Here is a 12,766-nt window from a genome sequence, read left to right on the forward strand (position 1 = left end):
TTGATATCTTTGACGATCTTCTCGCCTGGGCTCTTCGTTGTCTTTCTCATCGTCCACTCCTCGGTGGCTACGATGAGCAACAAACACTCTCTTAGCAAATAACCCTATTTGGACCCATAAGCGCTGACGTCAGACAACCTATGGCCTAGAGCGTGTGAAGATAGGTCACACAATCGGCCTAGACGACTCAGATAGTGAAATTGAACCACCAAACCCAAACCCCAGAGGTGTCACGTTGATCCGGAAAAAGACCTTCTGGATATGATCGTCGCTGCGTTCAACGACCGTTATTTCAATGGTTGGGATGCGACGCCGGAAGAGCAGAAAATCAAGCTAATCAACATCTTGAATCACGCGATGAGTGACCCTGAATTCCAAGAAAAAGTTGTATCTAATCAAGATCAACAAAACCGTCGGATTGCCAGTGAAGCACTGTTTGAAAAAGCTATGCGTAACGAGCGTCGGCGAGAAATCGACCTTTATAAAAAGTATGCTTCAGATGACGACTTCAAGTCGGGTCTGCACGAGGCTCTCATGCGCATGATGGAGCAAGTTCTGAAGTCAGGAGACCACAGGCCTGCGAGCTAGAGTCGCTGGCCTATCGAGCTCAGAGAAACGTAAAATTCATCGGCAACATAGAACGGCATCTCTGTTCTTGCCTGAAGTATAGAACCCAAGAGATCTACCTGTGGGAGATACTATAATAACTTAAAGCACCCTTGAGTTGAAAGGGTGCAGACTTTTGCGCAAATTGTGCAAACTTATGGGGTACGTGCAGCAATATGCGCGTCCCTACACATGATCAGAAATCCAGGTTTTCGACGCTCAGCGCATTCTGTTGGATGAATTCACGGCGCGGTTCCACAACGTCGCCCATCAGTTTCGTGAATAGGTCGTCTGCTTCGGCCATGTCTTCGACTCGCACTTGCAGCAGCGTGCGCGCATCCGGGTCCAGCGTGGTTTCCCAAAGCTGGTCAGGATTCATTTCGCCCAAACCTTTGTAGCGTTGCAGGGACAGGCCCTTTTCCCCTTCGGAGAGGATGGCATCGAGTAAGTCCATTGGCCCCATGATCTCGACGCTTTTGTCCTTGCGGTGCAACGTGGCTGGGGTTCCGTAAACGTCCTGCAAGGATTGCGTGAATGTGCCGGTCTTGCGCGCCTCACCCGAGCGCATCATGCGGCCGTCAAGCGTGCGTACCTCTTCGACACCGCGTAGGATACGGGCCAACCGCACACCTTGGTCTTGCGTGATCCGCCCGGCCCAGCCGCGTTCCCATTCGAGCGCGATGAGATTAAGCCGTTCGGCCACCTTGTCGGCAACGCCTTGCAGATCACCGTCAACAGCGCCGGGCACAAAGGCCCCCGCAATAGCCGCCTGTTCAAGGATGTGGCGCGGATAATGCGTTGGGAAGGCATTTAACACACGGCGCAATTGGCGCGCCTCATCGACGACACGGACAAGGTCTTGCCCCGCGATCTCTTCGCCATTGCCCTGACGCAGCATAGCTCCGTCGATGCCCTGCTGGATCAGGTAGTCCTGCATTTCGGCCTCGTCTTTGAGGTACACCTCGGACTTGCCCCGCGCGACTTTGTAGAGCGGCGGTTGCGCGATGTAGAGGTACCCGCCTTCTATCAACTCGGGCATCTGGCGATAGAAGAACGTCAGCAACAGCGTGCGGATGTGCGCGCCGTCTACGTCCGCGTCCGTCATGATGACGATCTTGTGGTAGCGCAGCTTTTCGATGTTGAACTCGTCCCGCCCGATCCCGGTGCCCAGCGCCATGACCATGTTGCCGATTTCCTGAGAGCCGAGCATACGGTCAAAGCGTGCCCGTTCTACGTTCAGGATTTTACCTTTGAGCGGCAGGATGGCTTGCGTCTTGCGGTCGCGCCCTGTCTGGGCAGAGCCGCCAGCGCTGTCCCCCTCCACCAGAAAGATTTCGGTATTGGCGGGGTTCTTGTCGGAACAGTCTTTGAGTTTCGAGGACAGGAAGTTCATGTCCATCGGGTTCTTGCGCCGGGTCAGATCGCGGGCCTTGCGCGCCGCCTCGCGGGCGAGGGCTGCTTCGACAATCTTCCCAACAATGATCCGGGCCTCGTTCGGGTTTTCCTCGAACCATTCGGATAGCTTTTCGTTCACCAATCCTTCGACTGCAGGACGGACTTCGGAGCTGACCAGTTTGTCCTTGGTCTGGCTGCTGAACTTGGGATCCGGGACCTTGACGGACAGCACACAAGTCAGCCCCTCGCGCGCGTCGTCGCCGGTAAAGCTGACTTTTTCCTTTTTGGCGATGCCGCTGGTCTGGGCATAGTTGTTGATCGTGCGTGTCAGCGCACCACGAAAGCCCGCCATGTGGGTGCCGCCGTCGCGCTGCGGGATGTTGTTGGTAAAGGGCAGGACGTTCTCGTGATAGCTGTCGTTCCACCACATGGCGACTTCGACACCGATGTCGTCTTTCTCTCCGGTGATAAAGATCGGTTCGGGCATCACGGATGCTTTGGAGCGGTCGAGGTATTTGACGAACTCTTTGACGCCTCCCTCGTAGTACAGCTCTGAGCGCAGCGTTTCCACTGGCCGCTCGTCCGTCAGAATGATGCGCACACCCGAGTTGAGGAACGCCAGTTCCCGCAGCCGCTTTTCCAGCGTTTCGAACGAGTATTCGAGATTGGAGAACGTGTCGGTGGACGCCATGAACCGCACCTCGGTGCCAGTCCGGTCGGTGTCGCCGACGACCTCAAGATGCTTGGCGGTAAATCCACCTTCAAACCGTGCCACATGTTCCTTGCCATCGCGCCAGATGCGGAGTTCGAGCCAATCCGACAGGGCGTTTACAACCGACACACCCACACCGTGCAGACCGCCCGACACTTTGTAGGAGTTGCTGTCAAACTTACCGCCTGCGTGCAGTTGGGTCATGATGACTTCGGCGGCAGACACGCCTTCTTCTTCGTGAATTCCGACTGGAATCCCACGGCCGTTGTCGCTGACCGATACGCTGGAATCCGCGTGAATTGTGACTGTGACGGCGTCCGCATGACCGGCCAAAGCCTCGTCAATGCCGTTGTCGACGACCTCGTACACCATGTGATGCAGACCGCTGCCATCGTCCGTGTCGCCAATGTACATCCCCGGACGTTTACGCACGGCTTCCAAGCCCTTGAGAACCTTGATGGAATCTGCGCCGTATTCTTCTGGGACTTGCCCGTTCTCTGCCATTACTGGGCCTCTTGTTCTGTTCCCCTAAATGTACCGTTTTTTGGGGGGAATGTCACGCCACTGACACAAGATTTTGCGTTTCAGGTCAGAGGGATGACGAGGCCAACGCAGATCAGCAAAACACCCGCTGTTATGTTCATGCGTCGCAGCGCCTCGGGGCGCTGCATGAGGCGGCGTGCACGGTCGACGAACAAGGCCAGAGCGAGGTTTCCAATCAGAGGGACAACCATTGAAAGCGCGGCGATCACGACGATATCGAGAGCTGTCAGACGCGTCAGATCAAAGAAGCCGGGCAGCATACCGGCATAGAACAGAATGGCTTTCGGATTGCTGAGGATTATCACCAGTCCGGCCAAAAACCCTGCCCACATGCCAGGTCGGGTCAGACGGTTGTCCGTGCCGATTTGTTTGTCCGCGGTGCGGATCACCAGCGCACCCATCACCACGAACATGATCGCTGCGACCCATTTCAGCGCTTCCAGAAACCCACCGTAGATGGACAGAACCCAAGTGATGCCAAAGATCGCCAGCAGCGACCACATCACGTCGCCGACAACCACGCCAAGGGCCAGCGGCCACGCGGCATGAAACCCGCCCGACAGGCTGCGCGCGATCAAACCGACCCAGATAGAGCCGGGGGTCAGGAACAGGATCGCCAGCGCGCCTGCATAAAGTGCGACGTCCCATGCATCCAGCGTCATGGCCCCGATACGGTGCTGGCACCGTCCTCTTCTGTCACTTCAAAGTATTGTGCACGCTCGCCCAGGTGTTCGAACAATTGCGTTTCGGTTCCTGTCATCCAGGCCTGTGCACCGAGTGCACAAATCTCATCATAAAGGGCCGCACGCCGGTCCGCATCCAAATGTGCGGCAACCTCGTCCAGCAACAAGAGCGGCGGCGCTCCGAAATCTTGGGCCAGTGCGCGCGCATTGGCAAGGATGAGTGAAACCAGCAGCGCCTTCTGTTCGCCCGTCGAACAGTCTTTGGCGGGTACGTCCTTGGCCGCATACACGCCGTACAAGTCTGCGCGGTGCGGTCCAATCAAGGTCCGCCCTGCCGCCAGATCACGGGCGCGCCCATCGGCAAGGGCTTCACGAAAGTCCTCGGCTGTGTCTGGGAGGCCCAACTCACCGGGTTGTAGGGTCAATGTGGCGGCTGGAAATGCGGTCTGCGCATCCCCTTGAGCCTCGGCCAAGGCAGCCAAAGCGTTCAGGCGGTTGGCATGTATGGCAGTCCCGGTTTCCGCCATGCGCGTCTCAAGCGCTGCGTACCAATGTGCATCGCGCACCATGTCCTTGAGCAACCGGTTCCGCTCACGCATGGCCTTTTCATACTCAAGCGACAGTTGCGCATGATCGGGAATGAAACTGAGCGTCATGCGATCGAGAAACCGGCGACGCCCCTCTGCCCCTTCGATCCACAGCCGGTCCATGGATGGGATCAGCCACAGCACACGAGCAATGCGTCCCAACGCCGTCTGTGCGGCGGACTTGTCATCAATGCGGACCTGACGTGCGTTACCATTCTCGGACCACGTCTCGACCTCATGCACCTGATGCAGAGAGTGCAGCACGCAAGACAGTTTCCACCCCAACGCTTCAGGACGGCGTGTCATATCCTCGGCAGAGGATCGGCGTAGCCCGCGTCCGGGGGAAAACAAAGACACGGCTTCCAGAATGTTTGTCTTGCCCGCACCGTTGGGTCCGTAAATCGCAACAGGTCGCGCATCTAGTGAAAGGCGCGCTATCTTGTGCGAACGGAAATGCGACAATGTCAAAGAGGATAGGGACAACATGTTTTACGCCCCCACGCTTCTTCTGACCAAAAATACCACCATCGGAGGCGCGATTTCTGTAGAAATCGTTATACCCGCATCGGCATGACGACATAGACTGCGGACAGGTCATTGCCTTCGCGCATCAGCGTGGGATCACCCGACGAGTTGAACAGGAACACCGCGTTTTCGCGATCGACTTGCGATGCGATCTCAAGCAGGTACTTGGCGTTAAAACCGATCTCGAGCTTTTCGTCGGCATAAGCGACGGCCAGTTCTTCTTCGGCGGCGCCGGAGTCTGGTGCGTTGACAGACAGGATCAGACGGTCTTCGTCCAGCTGTAGCTTGACTGCACGAGAGCGTTCGGAGCTGACGGTGGCCACACGGTCGACGGCCTTGGCGAAGTCTGACGCGTCGACTTCCATTTTGCGGGTGTTGCCAGCTGGGATTACCCGTGTGTAGTCGGGAAATGTTCCGTCGATCACCTTGGACGTCAGTGTGATGTCAGGCGTGGCAAAGCGTACTTTGGTTTCAGACACAGACACAGCGATCTGCATTTCGTCGTCATCCAGCAGCTTGCGCAATTCACCAACTGTCTTGCGAGGTACAATCACGCCCGCCATGTCAGCTGCGCCTTCGGGTAATTCGCTGTCGATACGTGCCAGACGGTGGCCGTCGGTTGCCACACAACGCAGCGCGCGGCCCTCATCCCCATCTGCAATGTGCATGTAGACGCCGTTCAGATAGTACCGCGTCTCTTCGGTCGAAATTGCAAACTTGGACTTGTCGAACAGGCGGCGCAGCTTGGGTGCGGGAACCGAAAAGTTCGAGGCGTATTCGGACGAGGCCATGACGGGAAAGTCTTCTTTTGGCAGTGTCGCCAGCGAGAAATTCGAGCGCCCGGCCTCGACTGTCAGACGGCCTGCTGCACTATCGGCTGTCAAAGACACCAACGCGCCATCGGGCAATTTCCGTACGATTTCATGGAGCGTCGTGGCCGAAACAGTTGTTGCCCCGGCGCGTTCGACTTGGGCAGGCGCCTTGTCGACCACCTCGATATCAAGGTCCGTCGCGCGAAAGGTCACATCAGAGCCTTCGGCCTCGATCAGCACATTGGCGAGGATCGGGATGGTATTGCGCCGTTCGACCACGGATTGAGCTTGGGCAACTGCCTTGAGCAGGACGCCGCGTTCGACACTGATTTTCATGGTCCGTCTCCCAGATATCCCCGACCGCAGTGCAGGGACGAGCACCCTAGCCCAAACACGCGGCATCACAAGCATTTTGTTGGTTTGTCCGCCGGATCGAAGGGGGCGTCAAGTCAACGCCGCCTCAGAGCGTGGCAATTTTGCGCAACAGCAGAGAAAGTGAAAACTATTTCGCACTTAGCAGGGGGAAAACCTGCAGGAATTCCCATTGTCTGTCTTATTGTGCGATCCATGCAGGGTTCATACATCATCAGGTATTGTTTTAGAGTTTCGATAAACAGGAGCAATTTTATGGATGTCACGGTTTCCGGCGGAATCTCAGCATGATCCGTTTTCTGGATGCGACCCTGGGGCGCTGGCTGCGCCACTTTTTGTTCGTCCTTGTGCGCAGCTATTATGCGCTTTTTTACAATGTCAGTTGTTCCGGTAAGCATCTGTTACAGGACCAGCCTGGCACGCTGATCCTTGCCACCCATGTCAGTCGCCATGACGGGCCGATGATTGCGGCGCTGTTGTACTCCACCAAGCGAATTCGGCCCACCGTGCACTACGACGAATACTACAATTGGGGTCAGTTTCTGCCGATGTACGTCGCCTCTGCCATTCCGATGAGCTCGCCCAAATCATGGCCTGATGAAAAGCGCAAAGAACGCAAGGCGACAATCCTCGAGATTGTGCACAAGGTTTTGGCCAAAGGAAATTCGGTCCTTCTGTTTCCAGCGGGAAGGGTCCGGCGAGAAGAACATGAACGTGTGCCCGCCTATCTGAGCGGCGTGCACGAAATTCTGCGCTTGGAACCCGACACGCCTGTCATGTTGCTGCGGCTTGACGGTTTGGGGCGGTTTCAGGAAGCTCAGTATGATGGCTTTTGGAGCTTTGTTGGGATCAAGAAGGGGCGGCGGCATGTGGCCATGGACCTGCGCCCTTTGAACGACCTTGATCCGGCGCAGGATTTGGAAGCATTCAATGCACAGCTTGAAGAGTTGTTGAACAAGCCGATTTCCTACGAGTTGTAAGCTCAGGTCAAACAAACAAACGGCGCCCTAGGGCGCCGCATTTTTTCAGAGATATTGCTTCGTCTTACGCTTCAAGCGCGCGGCGCAGCAGTTCCAGGTCCTCTGCGATCTGGCCATCCTGCTGGCGCAGCTCATCAATCCGTTTGACCCCGTGCATGACCGTTGTGTGATCGCGCCCGCCAAAACGGCGGCCAATCTCGGGCAGGCTGCGCGATGTCAGATGTTTGCACAAATACATCGCCACTTGCCGTGGTCGCGCATAGCTACGCAGCCGTTTGGGGCCGATCATGTCGCTGAGACGAATGTTGTAGTGCTCGGAAACCTTACGCTGGATTTCTTCCACAGTGATTTTGCGCTCGGAGGCGCGCAGCACATCCGCAAGGCAATCTTGTGTAAGGTCGAGATCGATCTTGCGACCAACAAGGCTGGCAAAAGCAAATAGACGTGTCAAAGCTCCTTCGAGCACACGAACGTTGTTGGAGATGCGCAGAGCGAGGAATTCAAGTACGCCGTCTTCGACCTTCAGATCGGGATAGACCAGCTGTTGCTGTTCCACTTTGGACTGAAGGATCCCCAGACGCAGTTCATAATCGGTGGGGTGCAGGTCAACGATCAGGCCGCATTGCAGGCGCGACTTCACACGCTCTTCGAGGTCTTTGATCTCGCCCGGGGCACGATCTGCGGAAATGATGATCTGTTTGTTTTGGTCCACGAGCGCATTGAAGGTGTGAAAGAACTCTTCTTGGGTGCTGTCTTTGCCGGCGATGAACTGTACGTCGTCCACCATCAGCACATCGACAGAGCGGAACATTTCTTTGAAGTCCATCATCTTGCGGTCGCGCAGGGCCTGCACGAAGCGATACATGAACTGTTCGGCAGACAGATAAAGGACGTTCATGCCGGGTTTCCGGGCGCGCAGTTCCCATGCGATGGCATGCATCAAGTGAGTTTTACCCAGACCTACGCCTCCGTACAGAAACAGCGGGTTGAAGGTGACGGGCCCACCTTCAGCTACACGGCGAGCGGCGGCATGGGCCAGTTCGTTGGGCTTGCCGACGACAAAACTGTCAAAGGTAAATCGCTTGTCCAGCGCCGCGGCCGCCAATCCTGATGTGGAGGATCGTGCGGCAGGTGCTGTCGGCGCAGGCATAGGTGTATCCAGTGCAGTTGGGCGGGATTGAGAGTTGGCAGCCACAGAGAAGCTCAGGCGTCGCACGGTATCATATTCGGATTTCAATTCGTGCAAAATCAGATCCGAAAAGTTCTGGCTGACATAGTTCCCCATGAAATTTGTCGGCACATCAAAGGTGACGATCCCGTCGCTCAGTCCCCGAAATTCAAGCGGTTCGATCCACGTTGTATAATTATTTTGACCTACAGTCTTCAGCAGCCGTTTTCTCAGCTGTCTCCATTCTTGTTGTGTCATATGTGCACTATTACCTTTCCGCCACCTCTGTCCGGCGATCATCGGCTCGCCGGGAATGCCCATCCCATGTTGTCACTCGAGGCAAACCGATTGTGTTGCGCTGTATTGTTACAGCACATCGGTCCGGTTGGAATTTACAGTCTTCGCCCGCAACTGGCCCCGATTTTTCGAGTGCCTTTCACGTGCTGCCTGCACACCAATCCATTTTCGACAGGTTCAGCAGCAGCACCACAGTGTGCACCAAAACACGAGGTATCCTCACAAAAGTATATCCCCGATCCAGTCACAGATGCACCGCAGCGTGCACCCGTTTCCAGCCTGTTCCCCCAAGGCGATTCCCGATCGCACCTTTGGTGGTATCAATTTCGTTTGCGGCCCGTCTACTGAACTTGAGACTTGACTCGAGCTTTCTCGAAAAAGAATCTGTCCGTGCCTTGTTTTCATAGGAAAAACGAAAAAGGCGCCGCAAATTGCGACGCCTTGTGTTTGCATGTTTTGGTTGTGTTAGCCCAGTGCTTTCACCCGAGCCGACAGTCGGGACATTTTCCGCGACACTGTATTCTTGTGGTAAACACCCTTGGTCACACCGCGCATCAACTCGGGCTGTGCCGCCTTGAGTGCGGCGCCTGCTGCGTCTTTGTCACCCGAGGCAATCGCCTCTTCGACATTGCGCAAGTAGGTGCGGATGCGCGACCGGCGCGCCTTGTTTACTGCAAAGCATTTTTCGTTTTGACGGGCCCGCTTTTTGGCCTGAGGCGAATTTGCCATATTATCTCGTCCCTATATAGGTGCGGTAGTTTCAGAAGAGGCGTCTTTAGGCGCGACTCGGCGACCAGTCAAGAGGGTAGAGGTGACTATGCCCCGGCTGTCGCTTCCCCGTGATATTTTCAGTCAGAAGAAACCTATTTGTCGCGAAACTGTGGCGTGCGCTTTTCGAGGAACGCTTCCATGCCTTCTTTCTGGTCTTCTGTGGAAAAGAGCGAGTGGAACACCCGCCGTTCGAACACCAGGCCTTCGTGCAGCGGCACCTCGAAGGATTTGTTGACCGCTTCTTTGATCGCCATGGTCGAGATCATCGACTTTTCCGCGATCTTGTGGGCCGCGGCCATTGCCTCTTCCAAAAGCTTTTTGGGTGGCACCACACGGCTGACCAGCCCGGATCGCTCAGCTTCGGCTGCATCCATGAAACGGCCCGTCAGATTCATATCCATCGCCTTGGCCTTGCCGACGGCTTGGGTCAGTCGTTGCGTACCACCGATCCCAGCCATAACGCCCAGATTCACTTCGGGCTGTCCAAACTTGGCAGTCTCAGATGCGATTATAAAATCGCACATCATCGCAAGTTCGCATCCACCGCCCAGCGCGTAACCTGATACGGCGGCGATGATCGGTTTGCGTACGCGATTGATGGCGTCAATTTCGGGGCCAAACAGATCTTCAGTAAAGACTTCGACGTAAGTCTTGTCCTTCATCATCGCGATGTCAGCTCCGGCGGCGAATGCTTTTTCCGACCCCGTCAGCACGATGCAGCGTACCTTGCTGTCGTTCTGGGCCGCTGCCATCGCGTCCGCGAGTTCCGTCATCAATTGATCGTTGATGGCATTCAGCGCGTCAGGCCTGTTCAGGGTGACTTTCGCGATGTGGTCTTCGACTTCGACGATAATCGTCTCGTAGGCCATAAGGGTCTATCCAGTTGTTGCCGTTGAGAGGGGAGCATTACCATGGGTGGCTCGTGTTTCAAGCTAAGTTTGGCAGGACCTGCAGTAGAACGAGGACCGGCCTGATTGCACGATCCGCAGGATCGCATTGCTGCAGTCCGGGGTGCGGCAAGCCTCGCCTTCGCGCCCGTAAACGTCGAAGCTGTGCTGAAAATATCCAAGTTCTCCATCGGCTTGGCGGAAATCACGCAGGGAAGAACCACCTGCCTCTATCGCTTCGCTCAGCACATCGCGGATGATCGGAACCAGCGCGGCGACGCGCGTTTTCGCGATCCGACCCGCTTTGCGTGTCGGAGAGATGCCGCCACGGAACAAAGCCTCACAGACATAGATATTGCCTAATCCTGCGACGATTCTCTGATCGAGAAGTGCGGATTTGATGGGTGAGTTCTTGCCATCGAAGGCGTCGATCAGGTGGGCCTCGTTGAATGCGTTACCCAGTGGTTCTGGCCCAAGAATTCTCAGCAACTTGTGTTGATCCGCAGTCGCCGTATCCATGAGGTCCATCGCCCCGAACCGGCGCGGGTCGTTGAAGGTGATGCGTGCGCCATTGTCCATGTGCAAGACCACATGGTCGTGTTTTTCGGCCCGTGGATGTTCGTGTGCGAATTGCCCCAATGGATCGCCCGATACCAGCATCCGCCCAGACATGCCCAAATGAATCAGCAGCGTTTCACCCCCACTGAGGTCCGCAAGGATGTATTTCGAGCGCCGCCGCAGGCCCAGAACGGTCTGCCCTGTTAGCCGCTCCGCCATACCAGTGGGGAACGGCCAGCGCAGATCGGGCCGGTTCACGTCGGCTTGGGAGATGACAGCTCCGGTCATGGCGGGTGCGAGGCCACGACGGACCGTTTCGACTTCGGGCAGTTCAGGCATGCTAGATTTAATCCATTGTCAGGCGCCCACAGATAGTGCGCCCGAACTGGGGGTGCAATCACTGCCCGTTGGTATCCAGTCGTGCGATGATCAGCGCTTTGAACGCGTCATGTCCTTCGATGAATCGAGGTACTGAAATCTTGCGGTTGTTTGTGAAGTACAATGTGTACCCGTCTCGGGTTGTTTTGGCAGCCGTTAGATCCCAAAGGTCAAACTGTCGTTGGGTGAGCAGCGCGGATGTGCAGGACATGTCGTCAACATCGATCTCAAGCCGGAAAATCCACATATACGCGCCGGCCCAGATCAAAAACCCCACCATGATCAGGTAGTAAATCGCCGGGGTCTGTCCGGCCAGATTCGTTCCCGTTTCCAGATAGACTATGAAGCCGATGACTAACGGAATCAGCGCCAGATATCCGTATCGCCACCCAACAGTCGCACGAAACACCAGAGTGTCGTCCACCTGCTGAGGTGTTTTGCGCCCAACTGAAAAGACATTGCCAATCGCCTCTTCGGGATTGCCAATGGGCGACCAGAAACCAACGAGCGCGTTCAAAAGCCGCATCAGCATCGTTCGGTCTTCGCGAATGTCGTGTGGTCCGGTCAGTTTTCTTGCCAGGCGCCTGCTCAACAGGAACACTCCCAAAGATGTGGCGACTACCAACAACGTAACGAGATTCATGCCTGCGACCTTTGCGCTGATTTGTCTGTTTGTCTCTTGTCCCCCGAGTCTTTAAGCACAAATGCGACACAACTGAGACGGACCCGGATCATTCGCATGACTGAAGCCTCTGAAAAGAAAACCCATTTTGGTTTCTCCGAAGTCCCAGAGGGTGAAAAAGCGGGCCGGGTGCAGGGTGTGTTCAACTCCGTTGCATCTAAATACGACATCATGAACGATGTGATGAGCGTCGGTATTCACCGCATCTGGAAAGAGGCGATGATGGATTGGCTGGCCCCACGCGCTGGGCAAAAGCTGCTCGATGTGGCTGGCGGGACCGGGGATATCTCGTTCAAGTTCCTCAAACGCGCGGGCCATGGCCATGCAACAGTTCTGGACCTGACCGAACCGATGCTGGTGGAAGGACGCAAGCGCGCCGAAGCGGACCAGATGGCCGACAGCCTCGACTGGGTTGTGGGTGATGCGATGGCACTACCGTTCGAAGACAACAGTTTTGATGTCTACACAATCAGCTTTGGCATCCGGAACGTTACTCGTCCTCAAGAGGCATTAAACGAAGCATACCGAGTTCTCAAACCCGGCGGGCGTTTGATGGTGCTTGAGTTCAGCCAGTTGCCCAATGAGGGCATGCAAAAGCTTTACGATCTCTACAGCTTCAATGTCATCCCACGTATGGGGCAGATGATCGCAAATGACCGGGAAAGCTATCAGTATCTTGTGGAATCCATCCGCAAATTTCCCGATCAGGAAACCTTTCTGTCCATGGTTCGCAACGCGGGGTTCGAACAGGCCAAGTACCGTAACCTGACCATGGGTGTGGCCTGCCTGCATTCGGGGTGGAAAATCTAA

Annotated in this window: 12 protein-coding genes; 3 read left to right on the plus strand and 9 right to left on the minus strand. The window is 55.9% G+C overall.

Going from position 1 to position 12,766, the window contains the following annotated elements; translation table 11 throughout:
• The first annotated feature begins 261 nt into the window (after positions 1–261).
• Positions 262–588, plus strand: a complete 327-nt coding sequence (locus tag ABJD00_RS08985) for a hypothetical protein (protein WP_348184321.1) — start codon at positions 262–264, stop codon at positions 586–588.
• Between the two features lie 214 nt (positions 589–802).
• Here the strand turns inward: ABJD00_RS08985 and gyrB are convergent, their stop codons facing one another.
• The 4 genes from gyrB to dnaN all read right to left on the minus strand — a co-directional run bounded on the left by gyrB (position 803) and on the right by dnaN (position 6,199).
• Positions 803–3,217: a DNA topoisomerase (ATP-hydrolyzing) subunit B gene (gene gyrB, locus ABJD00_RS08990; protein WP_413834119.1), complete on the minus strand. Its 2,415-nt coding sequence runs from the start codon at positions 3,215–3,217 to the stop codon at positions 803–805.
• An 80-nt stretch (positions 3,218–3,297) separates the two neighbouring features.
• Positions 3,298–3,918: a LysE family translocator gene (locus ABJD00_RS08995; RefSeq protein ID WP_413834122.1), complete on the minus strand. Its 621-nt coding sequence runs from the start codon at positions 3,916–3,918 to the stop codon at positions 3,298–3,300.
• The gene (recF, locus tag ABJD00_RS09000) at positions 3,915–5,012 is read right to left on the minus strand and encodes a DNA replication/repair protein RecF (RefSeq protein ID WP_413834125.1); all 1,098 of its coding nucleotides are present in this window, start codon (positions 5,010–5,012) and stop codon (positions 3,915–3,917) included. The genes ABJD00_RS08995 and recF overlap by 4 nt, the downstream gene beginning before the upstream one ends.
• 68 nt (positions 5,013–5,080) lie before the next feature.
• Entirely contained in the window at positions 5,081–6,199 is a 1,119-nt protein-coding gene (gene dnaN, locus ABJD00_RS09005; protein WP_108836895.1) for a DNA polymerase III subunit beta, read from the minus strand.
• 323 nt (positions 6,200–6,522) lie between these two features.
• On the opposite strand from dnaN, the gene ABJD00_RS09010 reads away from it, so the two are divergent.
• Positions 6,523–7,215 carry a 1-acyl-sn-glycerol-3-phosphate acyltransferase gene (locus tag ABJD00_RS09010; protein WP_413834129.1) on the plus strand — a complete coding sequence of 231 codons (693 nt, stop codon included), beginning with the start codon at positions 6,523–6,525 and terminating at the stop codon, positions 7,213–7,215.
• Positions 7,216–7,279: 64 nt separating this feature from the next.
• On the opposite strand, the gene dnaA is transcribed toward ABJD00_RS09010, so the two are convergent.
• The 5 genes from dnaA to ABJD00_RS09035 form a co-directional block, all read right to left on the minus strand.
• On the minus strand, positions 7,280–8,641 hold the full coding sequence (gene dnaA / locus ABJD00_RS09015; protein ID WP_413834132.1) for a chromosomal replication initiator protein DnaA: 1,362 nt from the start codon (positions 8,639–8,641) through the stop codon (positions 7,280–7,282).
• Between the two features lie 504 nt (positions 8,642–9,145).
• Entirely contained in the window at positions 9,146–9,409 is a 264-nt protein-coding gene (rpsT, locus tag ABJD00_RS09020) for a 30S ribosomal protein S20 (protein ID WP_413834135.1), read from the minus strand.
• Between the two features lie 134 nt (positions 9,410–9,543).
• Complete coding sequence (locus ABJD00_RS09025; RefSeq protein ID WP_413834138.1) at positions 9,544–10,320, minus strand: enoyl-CoA hydratase; 777 nt, start codon at positions 10,318–10,320, stop codon at positions 9,544–9,546.
• A gap of 63 nt (positions 10,321–10,383) precedes the next feature.
• Positions 10,384–11,235, minus strand: a complete 852-nt coding sequence (gene mutM, locus ABJD00_RS09030; RefSeq protein ID WP_413834141.1) for a bifunctional DNA-formamidopyrimidine glycosylase/DNA-(apurinic or apyrimidinic site) lyase — start codon at positions 11,233–11,235, stop codon at positions 10,384–10,386.
• A gap of 58 nt (positions 11,236–11,293) precedes the next feature.
• Positions 11,294–11,866 carry a hypothetical protein gene (locus tag ABJD00_RS09035; protein WP_413834144.1) on the minus strand — a complete coding sequence of 191 codons (573 nt, stop codon included), beginning with the start codon at positions 11,864–11,866 and terminating at the stop codon, positions 11,294–11,296.
• Positions 11,867–12,013: 147 nt separating this feature from the next.
• On the opposite strand from ABJD00_RS09035, the gene ubiE reads away from it, so the two are divergent.
• A complete protein-coding gene (gene ubiE / locus ABJD00_RS09040; RefSeq protein WP_413834147.1) occupies positions 12,014–12,766 on the plus strand; it encodes a bifunctional demethylmenaquinone methyltransferase/2-methoxy-6-polyprenyl-1,4-benzoquinol methylase UbiE in 753 nt (250 codons plus the stop codon).

This window comes from Tateyamaria sp., assembly GCF_039945315.1.
Lineage (GTDB): Bacteria > Pseudomonadota > Alphaproteobacteria > Rhodobacterales > Rhodobacteraceae > Tateyamaria.

Bases quoted from the DNA above. Each gene is read 5' to 3' on its own strand.
- rpsT (WP_413834135.1), bottom strand. From the start codon at position 9,409: ATGGCAAATTCGCCTCAGGCCAAAAAGCGGGCCCGTCAAAACGAAAAA.
- ABJD00_RS08995 (WP_413834122.1), bottom strand. From the start codon at position 3,918: ATGACGCTGGATGCATGGGACGTCGCACTTTATGCAGGCGCGCTGGCG.
- ABJD00_RS09010 (WP_413834129.1), top strand. From the start codon at position 6,523: ATGATCCGTTTTCTGGATGCGACCCTGGGGCGCTGGCTGCGCCACTTT.
- dnaN (WP_108836895.1), bottom strand. From the start codon at position 6,199: ATGAAAATCAGTGTCGAACGCGGCGTCCTGCTCAAGGCAGTTGCCCAA.
- ubiE (WP_413834147.1), top strand. From the start codon at position 12,014: ATGACTGAAGCCTCTGAAAAGAAAACCCATTTTGGTTTCTCCGAAGTC.
- ABJD00_RS08985 (WP_348184321.1), top strand. From the start codon at position 262: ATGATCGTCGCTGCGTTCAACGACCGTTATTTCAATGGTTGGGATGCG.
- recF (WP_413834125.1), bottom strand. From the start codon at position 5,012: ATGTTGTCCCTATCCTCTTTGACATTGTCGCATTTCCGTTCGCACAAG.
- ABJD00_RS09025 (WP_413834138.1), bottom strand. From the start codon at position 10,320: ATGGCCTACGAGACGATTATCGTCGAAGTCGAAGACCACATCGCGAAA.
- mutM (WP_413834141.1), bottom strand. From the start codon at position 11,235: ATGCCTGAACTGCCCGAAGTCGAAACGGTCCGTCGTGGCCTCGCACCC.
- gyrB (WP_413834119.1), bottom strand. From the start codon at position 3,217: ATGGCAGAGAACGGGCAAGTCCCAGAAGAATACGGCGCAGATTCCATC.
- dnaA (WP_413834132.1), bottom strand. From the start codon at position 8,641: ATGACACAACAAGAATGGAGACAGCTGAGAAAACGGCTGCTGAAGACT.